Annotated in this window: 13 protein-coding genes; 6 read left to right on the forward strand and 7 right to left on the reverse strand. The window is 52.1% G+C overall.

Features of this window, described 5'->3' with window-relative positions; all coding sequences use genetic code 11:
* Positions 1-284 precede the first annotated feature (284 nt).
* The 7 genes from E3J62_11655 to nuoE all read right to left on the reverse strand — a co-directional run bounded on the left by E3J62_11655 (position 285) and on the right by nuoE (position 11,419).
* Positions 285-1,637: a sigma-54-dependent Fis family transcriptional regulator gene (locus tag E3J62_11655; GenBank protein TET43993.1), complete on the reverse strand. Its 1,353-nt coding sequence runs from the start codon at positions 1,635-1,637 to the stop codon at positions 285-287.
* The gene (locus E3J62_11660) at positions 1,621-3,372 is read right to left on the reverse strand and encodes a hypothetical protein (GenBank protein ID TET43994.1); all 1,752 of its coding nucleotides are present in this window, start codon (positions 3,370-3,372) and stop codon (positions 1,621-1,623) included. The genes E3J62_11655 and E3J62_11660 overlap by 17 nt, the downstream gene beginning before the upstream one ends.
* A gap of 215 nt (positions 3,373-3,587) precedes the next feature.
* Positions 3,588-4,853, reverse strand: a complete 1,266-nt coding sequence (locus E3J62_11665; protein ID TET43995.1) for a Glu/Leu/Phe/Val dehydrogenase — start codon at positions 4,851-4,853, stop codon at positions 3,588-3,590.
* A 199-nt stretch (positions 4,854-5,052) separates the two neighbouring features.
* The gene (locus tag E3J62_11670; GenBank protein TET43996.1) at positions 5,053-6,636 is read right to left on the reverse strand and encodes an FMN-binding glutamate synthase family protein; all 1,584 of its coding nucleotides are present in this window, start codon (positions 6,634-6,636) and stop codon (positions 5,053-5,055) included.
* A 5-nt stretch (positions 6,637-6,641) separates the two neighbouring features.
* Positions 6,642-7,337 (reverse strand): hypothetical protein, encoded by a 696-nt coding sequence (locus E3J62_11675; GenBank protein TET44017.1) that lies wholly within the window; start codon positions 7,335-7,337, stop codon positions 6,642-6,644.
* On the reverse strand, positions 7,334-10,453 hold the full coding sequence (locus E3J62_11680) for an FAD-dependent oxidoreductase (GenBank protein ID TET44018.1): 3,120 nt from the start codon (positions 10,451-10,453) through the stop codon (positions 7,334-7,336). Before E3J62_11680 ends, E3J62_11675 begins: the two co-directional genes overlap by 4 nt.
* A gap of 81 nt (positions 10,454-10,534) precedes the next feature.
* Entirely contained in the window at positions 10,535-11,419 is an 885-nt protein-coding gene (gene nuoE, locus E3J62_11685; protein TET43997.1) for an NADH-quinone oxidoreductase subunit NuoE, read from the reverse strand.
* 1,114 nt (positions 11,420-12,533) lie between these two features.
* Here nuoE and E3J62_11690 point away from each other — a divergent pair.
* The 6 genes from E3J62_11690 (at position 12,534) to lspA (ending at position 18,717) form a co-directional block, all read left to right on the forward strand.
* Positions 12,534-13,295 (forward strand): hypothetical protein, encoded by a 762-nt coding sequence (locus E3J62_11690; protein ID TET43998.1) that lies wholly within the window; start codon positions 12,534-12,536, stop codon positions 13,293-13,295.
* 45 nt (positions 13,296-13,340) lie between these two features.
* Positions 13,341-13,742, forward strand: coding sequence for a hypothetical protein (locus tag E3J62_11695; GenBank protein ID TET43999.1), 402 nt, complete (start codon positions 13,341-13,343; stop codon positions 13,740-13,742).
* Positions 13,743-13,814: 72 nt separating this feature from the next.
* Positions 13,815-14,552, forward strand: coding sequence for a methyltransferase domain-containing protein (locus E3J62_11700; GenBank protein TET44000.1), 738 nt, complete (start codon positions 13,815-13,817; stop codon positions 14,550-14,552).
* 480 nt (positions 14,553-15,032) lie between these two features.
* A complete protein-coding gene (gene ileS, locus E3J62_11705) occupies positions 15,033-17,828 on the forward strand; it encodes an isoleucine--tRNA ligase (GenBank protein TET44001.1) in 2,796 nt (931 codons plus the stop codon).
* Positions 17,780-18,220, forward strand: coding sequence for a hypothetical protein (locus E3J62_11710; GenBank protein ID TET44002.1), 441 nt, complete (start codon positions 17,780-17,782; stop codon positions 18,218-18,220). The genes ileS and E3J62_11710 overlap by 49 nt, the downstream gene beginning before the upstream one ends.
* Positions 18,217-18,717, forward strand: a complete 501-nt coding sequence (gene lspA, locus E3J62_11715; GenBank protein ID TET44003.1) for a signal peptidase II — start codon at positions 18,217-18,219, stop codon at positions 18,715-18,717. The genes E3J62_11710 and lspA overlap by 4 nt, the downstream gene beginning before the upstream one ends.
* Position 18,718: the final 1 nt, after the last annotated feature.

The following is an 18,718-nucleotide window of genomic DNA, read 5'->3' on the forward strand; positions in this document are numbered from 1 at the left end:
CACGGTCTTAGCCATGATACCTACCTCCTTTCGGTTTACCCTGGAGAACATACCCACTCCGACGTTATGCGAATTCCGTGCCAACCCGATGGGGATGGTTCTACTATCCGTCGGAAGACACAATGATGAGTAGAGGCTCCATCTTAAACCAATGGAGTGTAAGGTCTTATTGAAAGGGGGTCTTTCCTATGATTTGGTCCGGCACTTAGATGATGCGTGCCAAGCATGTAGTCTTGCTGGGGAAATCTGAACCACTGGAGAGAATCTCTCCAGTTGGAGACAGCTCAATCCAATGAATTCTTCGGGGCTTTCAATTTCTCACGCAGTGTCTTTCGATCGATTCCGAGGATTTCTGCAGCCCGAGTCTTGTTTCCTTCGACGCTCGCCAACACGTTCTGAATGTGCTCAGCTTCTACCTCAGTTAAGGTCCTGTCAAGCCCGGAACCGCGCAGAGCCGAAAAGCGCATAAGAGAGGGTAGGTCAGGAACTTCTATCAAATCCCCCTCCGTCATAACTACAAGACGTTGGATGACGTTCTGCAATTCTCTCACATTTCCCGGCCACTGGTAGTTCCTCAGTACTACCAGGGCATTGTCAGAAAACTCGGGTGCGGGCTTACCCGATTCGGCGGCGAACTTGCCCGTGAAATACTTGATCAACTGCAGAATGTCGTCACCCCTCTTACGGAGCGGAGGCATGGCGATTGTTATCACATTTAGACGGTAGAAGAGATCTTCTCGGAATACTCCCTTGTCTACGAGGCCCAACAGATCCTTGTTTGTTGCTGCCACTATCCTCACGTCCGCGAATCTCAGCTTGCTTGAACCTACCATGCAGACTTCTTTGTCTTCGAGCACCCTGAGAAGTTTCACCTGCATTGAAGGACTGGTGTCGCTGATCTCATCCAAAAAGATGGTGCCACCGTCGGCGGTCTGAAAGAAACCCGCGCGAGTTTCGGTTGCGCCTGTGAATGCGCCTTTAACATGACCAAAAAGCTCGCTCTCCAGCAAACCCTCAGGAATGCCGCCGCAGTTGACAGGCACGAACGGAGCGGATGCCCTTGAACTGCCATAGTGTATGGCTCTGGCAATAAGCTCCTTGCCTGTGCCGCTTTCGCCTGTTATGAGTACAGTGGCTATTGTTGATGCAGCTTTTTCAACAGCCTTGAGAACCTTAAGCATTACTTCTGACTCTCCAATCAGGCCGTGGCGGGCAGGCCGGGCCTGTCGCGCATCCTTCTCTCCGGCCATTCGGGCGTGCAGTTTGTCCAGCGCTCGGCGGACTGCTGAAAAAAGCTCTTCTTCTGTGAAAGGTTTGGGTAGATACTCTTCAGCTCCGGTTTTGACAGCCTCGACTGCCCCTTCCACTGTCGCATAACCCGTTATCATCATCACTTCGGTGTTTCTCAGGTTCTCCCTGACATGCCTTACCAGATCAAGACCACTTACCTTAGGCATCTTGAGGTCTGTGATGACCAGGTTGATATGCGTGCCTTCCAGGATCTTGAGTGCTTCAGCCACGCCCGGTGCAGTGAAGACCTGATAACCCTGTGATTCCAGGTTCCTTCTGAGTACTTCCAGGGTGTCCTTGGCGTCATCAACGACCAGCAAACGTTCTTTTTCAGCAGCGGTCGTCATTTTGGTCACTCTCCTCAGTGTCTTCCAGTTCAGCAACTGGCAGCTGAACCTCAAATCGTGCACCTTGGCCCGGCTTGCTTTCAACTTTGATAGAACCGCCATGCGAGGTTACAATGCCGTGGACTACAGGAAGGCCCAGACCCGTTCCCTGACCTACGTCTTTGGTCGTGAAGAACGGGATGAATATCTGTTTGAGTACTTCTTTAGTCATGCCTGTGCCTGTGTCTTCTATTATGAGCGACACGTAATCCTCAGAACTTGCTGTCTGCACTATAAGCTTGCCACCATCCGGCATAGCATGTATTGCATTGACAGCAAGATTCACCAGAACCTGGTGCAGTTGCGCTGGGTCGACAGTCACGTCAGGGAGCCCGGGTGAAAGCACACGTACGAATTTAATTCCTTCCTTCACGCACCGCGACTCCAGAAAGTACAGGCCGTCCTCCACAAGACTGTTCAAATTCACCTTTGTTCTTTTCGATGGCATCTGTCGTGCAAACATCATCAGTTTTCTTATGACCTCCCGGGCGTGTAGAGAGGCCATCTCTATTCTTTCAATGTCCTGTCTGGTCTGTTCGGATAGTCCAGACGACTTCTTTGTGAGTTGAGCGAACCCAAGAATTGTCCCCAGTGGCTCGTTTAGTTCATGCGCAATACCGGCTGCGAGCTGTCCAATTGTTGCCAGACGGTCAGCATGCCTGAGTTGATCCTGAAGATGTACTCTATCCTCCTCTGCCTTTTTGCGCTCGACGATCAACGCAACCTGCTTCGCCACGGCGTCGATGAGTCTCCGTTCCTCTCTGAGAAATGGTCCCTCATCTAGTTCGGGCTTCTTCTGCGAATAGACGATTTCCACCACACCCCTTTTTTCGCCTTGTACAATGATATCTGCTGTCTCTTTCTGAGGGTAATCCTTAAAACTAGATGTTGAGTACGAGCGGCCATGAACGGTTATCCTTGCGGAAGTGATTTCAGGATATTGCCACGCAGGAGGAAGGAGCTGGACGATTCTCTCGAGAATCTCGTGGAGCGATATATCAGGCTGGGCAGACACCTGGGCGATACCATGAAGACAGGTCAGCTCCTTGACACGTTCGCGCAGTGCTGCCTGGGCACGCTGGTAGATGAGCGCTACTCCAAGGTTTCGCGCAACTCGCTCATAGGCTTCTATCTCAGATTGTATGAAGTAGTTCGGCTTCTTGCTTTTCAATTGCAGAAGCCCGATATTTTCATCGGCCACCGAAAGGGGGATAATGGTGATCGAGCTGTAACTTCCACCGAGTTCTGGTCCGTGGTTTCGACGAGAAGTCGAAGAAAGCCCGTTTTCGCCCGACCAGAAACTGCCCTTATCTGTGAAAAACGGGAGCGAGGGCTTAACACGTCCACACATAATGTCTCCGCACAGACGCTCAGAGTCGTTTGACCCGCCCTCGACCGGGCAGGTGATTGTGCCATCTTCATGCTGTACGCAGCGCATGATCTCGAAGTTGAACGACCGGTTTGTCCGCCGCATGAATTCAAAACGGATCGGATCTTCATTATCCTTCAGGCGGATCTCAACGGCATCACACCCGGAGAAGTCCTTAAGCATTTTTGAGACACCCTCGAGAAAGTTGATCCTGGGGACACCCCGGCTTGCATAGTGGAGTATCTGATGGGATAGAGCTCTGAAGTCCTCAGTGGTCTTATTGCCTGCGGGTTTTGTAGGAACCAACTTTGAGTGCTTTTTTCTCATTCCAGATCAAGATATTTCTGGTGACTCATCTCACTTCGCACCAGTGGGTACTCAATCCCTTGGGAAACATCTTCCTGACAATAGGTTATCAGCCTGACTGTGACTAGTCAACGGCAAAAAGTAACATTCTCCCTGGTGCTCAACCGGGAGTGCCGGTCCCTCTGTTTGCTTCAGCATACGAAAACAAGGAGTCGATTGATTGCATCCGAACAGCATCAGGGGAAGATCCCGCGCTTCTTGTAGGCAGTCTCCAGGCGCGAAAGGGCAACGACATAGGCGGCTGTACGCCAGTCAGTGTCGAGCTTCTCCGCCCTATCACGGACCCGTTCGTAGGCATTTATGATTATTCTGTGCAGCTTACTATCTACGTCTCCCAACTCCCAGAATTCACTACGCTTGTTCTGCAACCACTCGAAGTAGCTGACGATAACGCCTCCAGAGTTGCAGAGGATGTCTGGTATCAACGCTATTCCCTTGTCCTGCAGTACCCTGTCACCATCTGGATCAGTCGGACCGTTGGCTCCTTCAGCGACCAGTTTGACGTTTAATAGTGGTGCTGTTTCAGATGTAATCTGATTCTCCAGCGCAGCAGGTATGAAGATATCGGCTTTCGTGCTGATGAAAGTCTTGTGGTCTAAAGGTTCAACCTCAGGGCAGCCTGCGACAAGTTGGTTACTCCTGCAGGCATATTCAAAGAGCCTGTCAGGGTCAATCCCATCCGCATTGGATATCGCACCACTGGAGTCTTCGACAGCAACGAGCTTTGAGCCGTGTGGCTTCATGAGCCGGGCTACCCATGAGCCCACGTTTCCGAAACCCTGAAGTATGTAGGTAGTACCATCCAGCTTCAGTCCGTGGTCTTCTGCCCACTGCTCTATTAGAAACACGATGCCTTGGCCGGTCGCCTTGTCACGACCGAGACTTCCACCCGATTCAACTGGCTTGCCGGTGACCACGTGGGCAGAACGGTTCCGCTCAAGCGGAGGCATTGTCGATAGATATGTGTCCAGTATCCAGGCCATGATCTGGGCATTCGTGTTGACGTCCGGTGCTGGAATATCGTACTCTGGGCCGATATTGCTACCCAAGGCGAAGGTAAACCGCCGGGTTATCCGCTCAAGTTCTGTTTGTGAGCACTTCGATGGGTCAAACTGGATGCCACCTTTTGCTCCGCCGAACGGTATGTTGGTCAGCGCTCCTTTCCACGTCATCCACGTGGCCAGGGCCCTCACCTCATCTATGTTGACGGAAGGATGGTACCGCAGGCCGCCCTTGAAGGGACCGAGTGCGGCATTGTGCTGTACCCTGTAGCCTGTGAACATGTCGATACGACCATCGTCCATTCTCACCGGGAAGTTGACGGTTATCTCATTGGTGGTCTTTGAGAGGATCTTGCAGATATCTCTATCAAGTCCCATCAAGTCCGCGGCTTTATTGAATTGCTGTACTACATTTTCATAAAGGCTACTCTTCTTTTCCATAATCTCCTCCTGTGAGAGTATACCCTCCAAGCATGTACATATTCACCAATCATCTTGATTATGTCAAGTACCGGGTACTTGAGCCCATTCGCTCCACGGGAAGCTACGAAAATAGCACGGTGCCGTAGATGGCAACACTATAGAGTTTGTGGGGCCTGCCTGTTCACTGTGTAGTATCAGGAAGGGCTATGAGAAAAAGCTACTTGCCAAGTATCTTCTCGACTTCCCCTTTGTCGAGGTCCATGACGTATGGGATACCGCTTATCTCAGAAGCTTCCCGGGTCAGCGCCGCAATATCATCGCGCGATATGTGCTCCAGGGCGAATTTTCTGCTGCCACACATAAGCTGGCGGAGTCCTTGAGCCAGACGTTCGTAGTATGTGTACAGGCCGAGTGCACCCGTAGGAATCTTCTCGAACTCTTTATCTCCCAGTTCCTTGCGCAGGGAACTGGCGGTAACGAAAATCTCATCCTTGGTGTTGCCAAAACGTTCTATGTAGACTGGAACCAGATTCTGCTCGATGGTTTGCCCAATTGTCTTGCCTACCATTGCCGCTGCAATGGGGGAACGAGCCATGCCAACGAGTTTCACAAACGGTGCACCCATGGCCAGCCCCTTGAAGATCAGGTCCTCAAAGGTGAATCCACCGGCCACTGCCAGTGCGGGCACGTACTCACCCTTATCAGCGAGCTTCTTGGTATACTGGTACACGAGCGAATGTATCTCGACTGGCGGCACTCCCCACTCATTCATCATCCGCCACGGGCTCATACCTGTGCCGCCGCCTGCACCATCAACGGTCAAGAGGTCGATCTTGTACTTGGATGCGAACTTGACAGCCCTTGCCAGGTCAGCCGGTCGATAAGCGCCAGTCTTCAGGAAGATATACTTTGCTCCTGCCTCGCGAAGTTCTTCCACCCTTTTTGCGAAGGACTCTTCGGAGACCATGCCCACGCGTGAATGCCGCTCGAACTCTTTGAACGCTCCGCGCTCGAATGCCTTGATCACATCCGGGTCAGTGGGATTAGGCAGGACCACGTAGCCCCGTTCATAGAGCATCTGAGCTTTTTCCAGGTTGGTTATCTTTACCTCGCCACCGATATCTTTGGCGCCCTGACCCCACTTCAGTTCTATGCACTCAACCTTGAGCTTCTGGATGCCATATTCCTGCACGCCAAGTCGTGTATCCTCGACATTGGCCTGCAAGATGATTGCTCCGTAGCCATCGCGCTGATGGTCCTTGTAGAGCTTCACACGGTACTTCAGATCGACCGTATCCACAACACGGCCCTTCTTAATCACTGACTCGGGGTCCATACCCACCACGTTTTCACCTATGGTTAGCCCTGTGCCTGCAAGCGCTGACCCAATTGCCAATCCATCCCAGTTGCTCTTTGCGATATTGGTGGAGCCGAGACCGGGGATGACCCATGGGAGACGGAACTTAATCCCCTTGTCGTGACCGAATGCTACCTCGAGATTGACTGCCGGGAAGATTGCCTTGTCACTGTCAGCTTCAATACCGTGTGCTCCAACAGCAGTGCCCATTATGTTGAAATGGGAGTAGTCAACTGGATACACCTTCTCCGAGGCTGTAGTAATCACGCCAAACGGCTGCGGATAGATTACCTCGTGGCCCCTGTATGCGGATTTACCTATCTCGCACATGCCTATACAGCCATCCACGCAGGTTACGCACATCCCGGATATGGGCGTTATTGAATCCTCTGTCCTGTTCTTTGTGAGAGTTGCGGCCGAAGAGTTTATCCTGGACAGTGACATGGTGGTCAACTCCTTTCCTTTGATTCAGTTTTCTTTATCTCGCAGGCTACACATGGGTCCATGTAGCACATCATATCGTCGAACTGTTCCTTTTCCACGCATGGCGGGCTCAGATTGGCACAAGCCCCGCATATGGCTTTTTCTGGGTCCGTAAAGGTGCACCTGAGCTGGCAGGCTGGACAGACATACATACATCCACCGCAGAGTCGACATTCCTCTGACCGGACATCGAAAGGCGTACCTATGTCTCTGTTTTCACCACGCCCACGAAAGCCGATGGCCTTCCCCATCATCTGTTCTTCGCACATCCTCACGCAAAGTCCGCAAAGGATGCAGTCTTCGTGCTCCTGCCTGAAGCGCTGCTGGCGCACGTTGTGGGCCGAAGCCAGGTCCTGTATTGTCTTCGACTGCGGGCACGATGCCAGAAGGAGTTCAAGGACCATCTTGCGAGCTTTCAGGACTCGTACCGAGGCAGTCCGAACCTTGAGCCCCTCCTCAGCCGGGTAAGTGCAAGACGACACGAGCTTAGCCTTAGGCCCTTCTCCAATCTCCACCACACAGAGGCGGCATGCACCGTAGGGTGAAAGCCCTTCCATGTAGCATAGAGTAGGTATGGGAAAACCCAGGAATTTAGCCGCTTCCAGGAGGGTTGCCCCTTTTTCGACTGAAACATCCAATCCATTTATTTTTAGGGTGATCAAGCCTGTTCTTCTCCTCCTGTCAGGCCCTCTGTTTCCTCTTCTTGCTGTGTGAACTCCAGATCGCACCTGAGGCATCTTCTTGCCTCCTTGAGTCCATCTTCAATTGAAAGTGTTTTTTCTACTTCCTCGAAGCTCTGCCTCCGCGATTCTGCTGGGAGAGTGGAGGGCTTTGCCCTTCTGGCCTGAGCCAATTCGTCCTCGGTGATTGTGGCTGGCTCCAGGTAGAACTCCGGAAGGTGAACCTTCGGAGGTACCCTCAGCTCCTCACCCCGGAGGTATCTGTCAATCACTACAGCAGCCTTTTTTCCAGCGGCGATTGCATCAATGACAGTATTCGGCCCGGTAACCACGTCTCCGCCAGCGAATACCCCCGGCCGGCTCGTGGCGAGGGTCTCGGGATCGGCATGAAGCGTCCCCCGTTTGTTTATCTCAACACCCATGGCAGATATGAACTGAACATCAGGTTGTTCGCCGATAGCTACGATAAGGGTATCTAAGTAAATGGTGTGTTCTGTTCCTGGCACAGGAACAGGTCTTCTTCTCCCGCTTGAATCGATCTTGCCCAGTTCATTCCTGATGCATTCCATTCCGCTCAGATGGCCATTCTTGGTGCAAATCCTGGTGGGAGAGAGCAGGGTCTTTAATTCGATTCCTTCGTCCTGGGCAGCCTCGACCTCCTCTTCGAAGGCAGGCATTTCTTCAGGTGTTCGCCGGTAAATAACGGTGACACTTTCGACACCTTCCTGCCGGAGCGCCACCCTAGCCGCATCTATCGCGGAGTTGCCGCCTCCAATTACTCCCACGCGTCCCTTGGCCAGTTTCTTGCCGCGGAGGTTGAATGCTTTCAGGAACTGCATGGCTGGATAGACACCCTCGAGATCTTCGCCTTGGATATCCATCCGCCGGCTCTTATGTGCGCCCAGGGCCAGAAAGATTGCCTTGAAGCCGTCGTCGAAGAGGCTGTCAATAGTCATGTCGCGACCCAGGGCAGTACCAGCCTTCAGGGTCACGTTTTCGTCGATTAGTGAATCGATCTCCTTACGCAAGACTTCCCGGGGAAGACGGTACCCCGGGATACCGCTAAGCAGCATGCCGCCTGGCCGGTCCTCTGCCTCGAAGACAGTCACCTTGTATCCGCGGAGAGAAAGGTAGTGGGCGGTGCTGAGACCGGCTGGACCTGAGCCCACTACGGCTACCTGCGGCATCTTCTGTTCAGTCTTGGTCAGCTTTTTTGGCTTGTACGTGGCAGGGTCAATCCGGTCAGTGACAAGGCGTTTCAGAGCACGAATCGCGATGGCCTGTCCTCCGCTGGTGCCCGCGCGGCACTTATCTTCGCAAGGATGGTGGCAGACCCGCGCACAGACAGAAGGGAAAGGATTTGGCTCTCTGATAACCCGGTAGGCTTCTTCATATTCGCCACGCTGTATATGAGCAATGTAACGCCAGGCCTCAGTGCCCACGGGGCATGTGGACTGGCATGGGGCCCCCACCAGCTCTTTGCACACGGCCGCCGAGCAGCGCTTGTCTTTGATATGCTCAATGTATTCGTCCCGAAAGTAGTGGAGCGTTGACAACACTGGATTGCAGGCTGATTGCCCCAGCCCGCACATGGATGTGTCCTTCACAGCCTGAGCAAGTTCCTCTAGAAGATCGAGTTTCTCAACGGTTGCATTTCCTTTTGATATGTCATCGAGAATCTCGTACATCCTCTGTGTCCCCTTGCGACAGGTGAAGCATTTGCCACATGATTCATCCTTCAGGAAGCTCATGAAGTATTTCGTGACATCGACCATACACGTGTTCTCATCCATGGCAATCATGCCACCGGACCCCATGATCGACCCTGCCTCTGTAAGGCTGTCATAGTCTATTGGTAGGTCGAACCTGCTTGCCGGGATGCAGCCACCAGATGGGCCGCCTGTCTGGACCGCCTTGATTTTGGCTTTACCAGAGGGACCACCACCTATATCGTATATGATCTCTCCGATGGTAATTCCCATTGGAACCTCGGCGAGACCGGTATTTCTGATCTTGCCGACCAGGCTGAAAATCTTGGTGCCCGTGTTGTTCTCAGTTCCTACCTTGGCGAACTGCTTTGCACCATTCGATATTATCAGTGGGATGTTGGCCCATGTTTCCACATTATTGATCACAGTGGGTTTGCTATCGATGCCTTTCTCGACGGGGTAGGGAGGTCTTTGCCGCGGCTCAGGCCTGACTCCTTCTATAGATCTCATCAAGGCAGTCTCTTCGCCGCAGACGAAGGCACCAGCTCCTTTGACAAGCCTTATGTTGAAAGAGAACTGTGTCCCAAGTATGTTCTCACCCAAAAGGCCCAGGTCACACGCTTGGCGGAGCGCGATTACGAGATGCTTGATTGCCAGAGGATACTCGTTGCGGACGTATATCACGCCTTCCGTAGCACGGGTCCCGTATGCGCCTATCAACATTCCTTCTATCACGCTGTGCGGGTTGGCCTCAAGCACGCTCCTGTCCATATAGGCCCCGGGGTCACCCTCATCTGCGTTGCATACCAAGAACTTGCGCGCACCGTTTCGAGCTTGGGCCAGTAGCTCCCACTTCAAGCCGGTAGGAAAACCAGCACCACCTCGGCCCCGTAGTTTCGACACCTTGACTTGATTGAGCACCCATTCGGGGCTCCCTTTGGTAAGGGCTTTGCTCAGTGCAGAATAGCCCCCGTTCTCAAAATAGTTGTAGATGCGGATCGGGTCGACTTTCTCATTGCGAGAAAGTATGGTCCGCACCTGCCGCTTGTAAAAGGGGATGTCGTCCTGTTTCTCTACCGGATTGCCCGTCTCCGGGTCCTTGTACAACAGGTCCTCGATTACATCTCCGGCAGCGACAGCTTTGACAATCCGCCCCATGTCATCGGAATCTATGTTCGGGTAGAAAGTCCTTCTCGGTTCGATGAGCGCCGAGGGTTCTGTTTCGCAGAAGCCGTGGCAGCCAGTGATTCGAAGATGGATTTTTTCGGTCAGCTTCTTCGCCAGAAGTTCCCTTTTTGCTATGCGGATTAGATCATTTGCACCGCTCGCCTGTCCACAGGTCCCAGCAGAAATGACTATGACGGGGATGCTCGGGTCTCGCCCGGCCACAAGAAGTGCTCTGAGCGCTTTGAGGTCATCGATAGAGCTGAGTCTTTCCATAGACGGCCAGTTCCTTGTCTGTCTGATCAGCTATTTGTCCGAAGAAGTGGAGTCATCACCATAGGATTGCGAATCAGTTTCTGCTATGTCCAGCATGTGACTTTTGCACCCACGCCGGGAGCAGACCTGTATCATACCGCCCCCTCGAACAATCATCGGTATCATGGGCGCACCACAATCCGGGCAGTTCCAAGCACCAACAAGCTCAGTATGGCAATGCGGACAGAAAAAGTTAAGCACCGTATCCATCGGGATTTCGTACTCGGATTCGATGGCGTAGCTGCCATACAGGGAAGACAGCCTGAGCCAGCCGTGTTTTTGTCCAAAAGAGACGGTGACTCTTATTGACGGGTGACCGTCGATAGGGTGAGTCGGATCCATCAGGCTGTGGTTGCATCTTGCGCAACTGACTTCGATCGGGAAAACTCGTCGGTCAGTCGCTACCTGGACCTTGTCCAAGCCGACCCGAGCTTTCTTCAGTATTCGCTTAACCTTAGCCCTGCCAACATTGGAGAAGTAGTGACCGTCGATGACAACGATAGGTCCGAGGGCACACGCGCCAAGACAGTTGACTGTCTCCAGTGTGAACTCCTTGTCTCTGGTGGTTTCGCCGGCAGAGATCCCCAACTGGCGTTGGAATTCTTCAGCTATCATGGGTCCGCCGCGGACATGGCAGGCGGTACCCAGACACACCGATATGATGTGTTTGCCCCTGGGTTGCAGACTGAAGGATCTGTAGAATGTGGCGACCCCATATATTTCCGTAAGGGAACGACCTGTTCTTTCGGACACTGCTCTCAATGCAGCTTCGGGAAGGTAGCCATATTTTTTCTGGATGTCTTCCAGAATTGAGATGAGCTCACCCCGCTTCCCTTCGTGTTTTTTCAGTATTGCTGTAACGTCCGCTGAGTTCATCTGTTTGCTTCCTGCGGTGAAAACACCCGGAACTGAATGTGTCCGGAGCTCTTCAGGAATCGATTCTTGTCAAATGATAAGATAGGGAAATACATTTATACTCTAATCATATGGGCGTGTCAAGTCTATTTGCCCAAAAAATCCAGCAATTGGTGATGCCCCCGTGGAACGGCCCGGGCAAGCAGGCCCCGTGTATCTCACTCCGTGAGAAACGGGGCAGGCAGGGGCGACGAAGCAATCCACCTATTACGAAGGACGCCCCCCTCCTGTCATTGCGATGAGCCCGTCAGGGCGAAGAAGCAATCTCCCGATGGGTTTTCCTTTAGACTTTTTGATTTTTGCACTTTGCATTTTCATTTGAAGTATGTTAGTTGATAATCTGTTTTTGTAGGGGCGCGGTTGCCGCGCCCATCTTTCTGGGCAGGGGAACCCTTGCCCCTACACAGGTCGTTGTAAAGAGCCCTGAGGCCCGAGCGAGGTCGAAAGGCGAAAATCTAGGGTTGTCCCCATGCACCCTTCTATGCAAGCAAGACGTGCTTGCCCTTCTTCGCCCAGTTTTCGCTCAATGTGGTTGTGTGGGACAGGCGTGGAGGGGATCCTTCGGGTTCCCTCAGGATGAAAAATATCCTGCCCTGTCTACCGACAGTGTGGATCTTTTTCAGCTACGACTGGCTTCGCCTTTTCTGACTTCGGCGCTGACGGACAGGTGGCCCATCTCCGCCCGGGTGGCTCCGATGGGCTCTGGCCCTGGCGGCCGAAGCTGGTTGTTGGGATTGGGTGGTCGAGAAGCGTAGGCGGCTTCGGAGGAGGCCGTGGAACGCCCCGGGCAGGCCGAGCCCCTATAGTGTCCCGGGTTTATGTTTTGCGTACAGCGTACGGCACGTGTAAGATCTGACCCCGGAGTGAACAAACACCGGGATTTTCACACTTTTAGTGCTCATCGATTGGACTTTTCACATCAATTGTGCAGACAGCGTCAGTGTCGAGGACGGGTCATGGAGCTAACGTATTGCATAACAAACAGTTACTTCTAGCCCACCGGTCTGGCACGAAACTTGTTCTATCTGACGTTGGGAGGGGAGAAAGAGAACGGATGGAGCACAAAGGAGGAAAAATGAGAGTCTCAATCTTAATACTGACAATTGCTCTTCTTGTGGGCGGGTGCTGCTGGGAGGTCCATGAGCCTGACTACACACCACCTGCAGTACCTACTGGAGTGCACAGCATTACAGGTGACGAGAATGTTAGATTGTACTGGTACCCTAATCGCGAACGGGACTTCAAAGGGTACAACATCTACAGGTCCTACTACCCGGAAGGCCCATACTACACTATCGCATCCACTCCCACAGCCTATTTCACAGATTATGACGTGGAGAACGGCCAGACCTATTTCTATGCTGTATCAGCATACGATGTGCACGACAATGAGAGCGAACTTTCCTATGACATCGTGTTTGACACACCCAGGCCAGAGGGTTTCAACGTTGTGCTCTGGGATTTCATCAAATTTCCTCTGGATGCGGGCTTCAACTTCTCAGAAGAGATGGTCCAGCCATATAACTTGAGATCAACTGACATATACTTCGAAATTGAACCCAGAACGCTCATAGCCTACATAAACATAGGTCACCCCGACACAGACATACAGGATTTCGGGTACGTCGACTGTCTGGACGACATTGACTGGGCTCCGGAGAGCGGATGGTCAAGCCTGGGATATGTGGAGGCGATCGAGGGACATGGGTATATAGTATGGACATGGGACAACCATTTTGCCAAGTTTAGAATAGAGCAGATCAGGGATGAGTACATGAGAATGGATTGGGCCTATCAGATTGACCCGGGAAATCCAGAACTTGTCGAACGGCCCTAGTTGACTGAGTAAAGCAATTGTGGCATAATAAAGGAAGGATGGATTATGATTAGAACCGCATACATTGTAATAGCGATTGCTTTCAGCCTGGCAGTAGCATTTTCTCCAGTTGTCTCGCAGGCAAGTGAGGAGGCCAAACAGGATGTTGAAAGCCGTGACACGAAAGAGGCGATTGAGGAGAAGAAAGGAGATTCGGAAGAGAACGATGATGAGGATCGCGGCGGGGACGACAATGGCTCATACGACTCTTTCATAGACGAAGATGGAGACAGAGTCGACGACCGTTGGGAGGGCTTCAGCCGGAAAAAGCCAGATGAGAAGAAAGAGAACAAGAGCGTTAAGAAGGAGAGAAAGAGACCCGAAGAGAAGAAGCCCGAGAAGGCCAGGCGACCTGAGCAATCCAGAATGAAGCGACCTCCTTCAAGATCAAAAAGCAAGAGAAGATAATCGGGACAAGGGCGGCTGTTTGCGGCGGGGCTTTTCTCTGCCTCGCCTTTTTTCATTAGGGGGGGGTAGTACATGGCTCTGTCAACAGAGGACAGGAATGTTTACTATGAAAGGCAGGCGTGCTTTACAAAAGGCATTAGACAGCACGTGTACAGGATGATAAGTCTGGCCCAGAGCCGCAAAGTGATTGATATTGGTTCTGGGGCAGGTTCGATAGCGAAAGAGATTGCTGAAAGAGTTGACGGTCCTGTCGTGGCACTTGAGAAAGACTACAGTCTTCTCAAGCGCGCTTCCTCATTGGATAAGGTCACATGTCTCTGTGGTGACGCGTTAAGACTTCCGTTCAAGGCTGGCTATTTTGACGCAGCCACCTGCCACTTCCTGCTGATGTGGCTGGAGGACCCAAGCGGTGCTCTGGTGGAAATGAAGAGAGTAGTCAGACCAAGAGGATGGATTGTAGCTCTTGCCGAACCAGACTATGGCGGGTGGGTAGGCTATCCGGAGGATATGGGAATAGGGAAAATGCTGTCCAGCGCGCTCATCAAGGAAGGCGCAGACCCCGAGGCCGGGAGGAAATTGAGGGCCATCTTTGGAAAAGCCGGGCTTGAGGCAGATGTGGGCGCCTCAGCCGGGATGTGGAATATAGAAACCCTCAGGTCCGAGTTCGAAGAGGAGTGGAAGTGGAGATTCAAAATCGTAGACAGGTCTCCGTCCCTTGAAAAGATGAAGGAGAAAGAAGCGAAAGCCATAGAAAAAGGTGAGAGGCTCCTCTTCATGCCGATATTTTATGCTTTCGCACAGAAGAAGTAGCGAGCAACGGGCAATCAGTCTTCGGAGCCATCAGCTGTCAGCTGACGCAACACCGGGGACCCCGTGGAACGGGCCGTGCAGGCATGCACTTTTGCACTTTTGGAAACGGTTCCTGTAGGGGCAGGGTTTCCCTGCCCACGCTGCAGGCTCAGGACGCGCCTCACGGGGAAACAGAGGCGGGCGCGGAAACCGCGCCCCTACAATGCCCTGGGTTTGTGTTTTGTTTCAGCGTATAGCGTACAGCGATCTTGCATCTTATGTCTTACATCTTATATCTTGTGATTAGCTCACAGCCAGTGTCTTGTCACAGCGTATGGCGTACAGCGGAGTAAGTAAATTCCCTTGACACACGGGCGAAAGTGGATATAATCACACGACTTAGCAAACAAAAGGAGTCGATTCCTCTAGTCCTAAAGGATCTCGCTGCCGCATCTGTAACATATGCTTAGCAGCGAGATGTCGCTGATGAGGTGACTTGAAGTGAGTTACAAGAAGACGCTCAATCTTCCAAAGACCGATTTTCCTATGAAGGGAAATCTCCCTGAAAAGGAGAAGGAACTGCTCGCCATCTGGGAGAAGATGAATATATATGCCGCCATGAGGAAAGGGAAAGGCGAGAAGAAGTTTGTGCTTCACGATGGTCCTCCCTATGCCAACGGCAACGTCCACATCGGCACCGTTCTGAACAAATACCTCAAAGATGTTGTGGTGAAATACTGGTCGATGTCAGGATACGACACTCCCTATGTGCCCGGTTGGGACTGCCACGGCATGCCCATAGAGCACAATGTGGCAAGGGCAATGCGTGAGAAGAAACAAGACGTAGACGTGCTCGAGTTGAGAAAGGCGTGCCGGACATACGCGGAGAAGTACGTGACCATACAAAGGGAAGAGTTCAAGAGAATGGGATATGTCGGAGACTGGGAACACCCCTATCTCACAATGGATTACCAATATGAGGCAAGGATACTGGAAACATTCAAGTCTCTTGTGGAGATGGGTTACATATACAGGGGCTTAAGGCCTATCCACTGGTGTCCGGTCTGCAAGACGGCTCTGGCGAACGTGGAGGTGGAGTACGCTCTCCACGAGTCACCCTCCATATACGTGAAATTCCCGCTGAGAAATGCTCTTGGTGGTGTTGACGTACCCACCTCGATTCTCATATGGACGACCACGCCCTGGACCCTGCCGGCCAACGTGGCGATCGCTCTGAAGAGTGACTATGACTATGTGGCATTTGCCGCAGACGGTGAAGCATACATAGTCGCAGAAGCACTTCTGTCCAGCGTCGCCAGCGCCCTGGGGATAAAAGAACCGCAGGTGCTCAAGAGGATAAAGGGGGCTGAACTTGACAGCCTGAAGTGCAAACCTCCCATGTCTGAGAGAGATTCAGTAGTCGTGATGGCAGATTTCGTGTCCCTGGAACAAGGGACGGGCTGCGTGCACATGGCACCAGGGCACGGCTACGACGATTACCAGATGGGAGTCAGGCACGGGCTGGACATAGTATCTCCAGTAGACGAAGAGGGCAAATTCACAGATGAGGTACCTGAATATGCGGGAAAGATCGTTTTTGATGCTAATCCTCTCATTGTCGAAAACCTCACAAAGAAGGGAATAATTCTTGCTTCGAGTAGGATAACCCACTCCTATCCCGAGTGCTGGAGATGCCAGAGCCCTCTCATATTCAGAGCGCAGGAACAGTGGTTCTTTGATGTGGGGAAGAAAGACTTGAGAAAGCGTTGTCTGGACAGCACAAGGGCCATAGCCTGGGTCCCCAATTGGAGCAGAGACAGGATGGTTGATGCTCTGGAAGCAAGGCCTGATTGGTGCCTTTCCAGGCAGAGGGCATGGGGTGTTCCAATTCCTGCTGTGTACTGCGCTGATTGCGGCGAGGCCCTGCTCGACACGGGTATCATCGATAGGGTCATCTCGCTCGTCAAGGAGAATGGCTGTGACGTCTGGTTCACGGCTAGCCTGAAGGAGATAGTGCCTGACGGTACTGTCTGCACAAAATGTGGTGGCAGCCAGTTTGTGAAGGAAAAAGACATTCTGGACGTGTGGTTTGATTCCTCAATCAGTAGTCTGAGAGTGGTGAAGGACGACGGAGAGCCCTGGCCCGTTGACCTTTTCCTGGAAGCTGTGGACCAGCACAGAGGTTGGTTTCAGCTTTCCCTCATAGTGGCCATGGCCACGGAAGAATCTTCTCCATACAAGACCTGCTTGACTCACGGTTTGGTGCTGGACCCACAGAGAAGAAAGATGTCCAAGAAACTTGGCAATGCCGTGGCTCCTGAAGAAGTATGGTCAAAGTATGGAGCAGACATCCTCAGGCTCTGGTTCTCTTCCGTTGACTACACTTCTGATATGGGTTTTGGGGATGAGATGCTGTCTCCCGTTGTCGATGTCTACAGAAAGATAAGAAACTCCTTCAGATTCATGCTTGGCAATATATACGACTACGACGACAAGAAACATCGAGTGAGCTATGGAGAGCTTGGAGAGTTGGATAGGTATCTTATGCACAAGCTTCAGTTGCTCATACTCAAAGCAAGAGAGGCTTATGAGAGTTTCAAGTTCTTCAGAGTCTATCACATGATACACAATTTCTGCGTCAGTGCACTTTCGCAATTCTACTTCGACATCATGAAGGATGTGCTCTACACATTTGCGCCAGACTCAAAGGAGAGAAGAGGAGCCCAGACTGTTCTACACGATGTCCTGACCGTTCTTGTCAGACTGACAGCTCCGATTCTTTCCTTCACGTGTGAGGAGGCTTGGCTTTCATTCCCCCTGGGCAGACCGGAAAAGTCCGTATTTCTCTCTGAAATGCCGAGACCGGAACCTTCTCTTCAGGATGAGGGACTGGCCAGTAGATGGGACAGGCTCGTGGAGGTCCGAGATGAGGTTCTTGTTGCTCTCGAGAGAGCTCGTGAAAAGAAGATGATAGGGAACGCGCTGGAATCAAGGCTTGTACTCTACAGCGAAGACGACAACGTGAAAAACCTTCTCAAGAAGCACGCTGATTTGCTGGATCAACTCTTCATAGTTTCAGGGGTAGAGCTTTCGAATTCGAAAGGAGATTTGGGCGAAGGATCTTATGCAGGAGAAAAAGTAGATCTGCTAGTTTCTGTCCAGAAGGCAAGGGGCGAGAAGTGCCAGAGGTGCTGGATGTACTCCACATCGGTCGGTCTGGCAGAGGAATTTCCACACATCTGTGAGAAATGCGTGCGCGCAATAAGAGAGACGCAAACGAATACAAATGGGAGGTGACATGCATGGACGCCAGAAAACTTGACAAGTTTCGAAAGCTGCTACTGAAACTGAGGGAGAAACAGATGAAGACTCTGGGCATACTGGAGGAAGGTTTTGAGGCAACTCCAACTGAGGCGTCTGATGATCTTTCGGCCTACCCTTACCACCCTGCCGACTTGGCAACCGATGCCGCGGACAGGGAAATGAACTCCATGCTGGCCACTAGTGAAGGCGAGGCTCTCTATGAGATCGACCAGGCCCTGAGAAGGATATACAGCAAGACATATGGGAAGTGCGGATCATGCGGCAAGTCCATCAAGGAGGAGAGACTTAATGCCGTTCCATATGCAAGGCTGTGCGTCAAGTGCAAGGAGAAGGAGGAGAAGAGTTCGTGCCCCCCAGGAGGGTGATGACCCTCGTCCTCATCTGCGCCATCGTTGTAGGCGTAGATCAGTTTTCCAAATACCTGGTGTCAAAGAATCTCGAACTGAATAGTTCGTTTAGTTTGGTGGGCAGTATTTTGAGGCTCACCTATATCAGGAACCCGAACGCAGCGTTCGGGCTTTCGTTTGGACGCGGGGTTCCACTGCTTCCGTTTGCCCTGCTTGCGATATGTGTTCTTCTTCTAGCCTTCTTCAGGACCGGCAGCAGAGGGGGAGTTGGTCTGGCTGGCCTGGGTCTGGTTCTTGGCGGGGCCCTGGGAAATCTCATTGACAGAATAAGATTCAATGAAGTAGTGGATTTCGTTGACGTCGGGATTGGCAAATTCAGGTGGCCGGTCTTTAATGTTGCAGATTCGTGTGTGACAGTTGGCGTGATCCTCCTCATATTGGGTTCTCTCCTCTTCAGGGGTAGGGAAGTCTCTGTTCTGGAGCGTGAGCAGTCTGACCTAACAGCAGGCAGTTAGT

It is taken from the genome of candidate division TA06 bacterium (assembly GCA_004376575.1).
In the GTDB taxonomy this organism is placed as follows: Bacteria; Hydrothermota; DG-26; order E44-bin18; family E44-bin18; genus E44-bin18.

Coding starts and splice junctions, on each gene's coding strand:
- E3J62_11655 (TET43993.1), bottom strand. CDS start 1,637: ATGACGACCGCTGCTGAAAAAGAACGTTTGCTGGTCGTTGATGACGCC.
- E3J62_11660 (TET43994.1), bottom strand. CDS start 3,372: ATGAGAAAAAAGCACTCAAAGTTGGTTCCTACAAAACCCGCAGGCAAT.
- E3J62_11665 (TET43995.1), bottom strand. CDS start 4,853: ATGGAAAAGAAGAGTAGCCTTTATGAAAATGTAGTACAGCAATTCAAT.
- E3J62_11670 (TET43996.1), bottom strand. CDS start 6,636: ATGTCACTGTCCAGGATAAACTCTTCGGCCGCAACTCTCACAAAGAAC.
- nuoE (TET43997.1), bottom strand. CDS start 11,419: ATGAACTCAGCGGACGTTACAGCAATACTGAAAAAACACGAAGGGAAG.
- E3J62_11690 (TET43998.1), top strand. CDS start 12,534: ATGAGAGTCTCAATCTTAATACTGACAATTGCTCTTCTTGTGGGCGGG.
- E3J62_11695 (TET43999.1), top strand. CDS start 13,341: ATGATTAGAACCGCATACATTGTAATAGCGATTGCTTTCAGCCTGGCA.
- E3J62_11700 (TET44000.1), top strand. CDS start 13,815: ATGGCTCTGTCAACAGAGGACAGGAATGTTTACTATGAAAGGCAGGCG.
- E3J62_11710 (TET44002.1), top strand. CDS start 17,780: ATGCGTGCGCGCAATAAGAGAGACGCAAACGAATACAAATGGGAGGTG.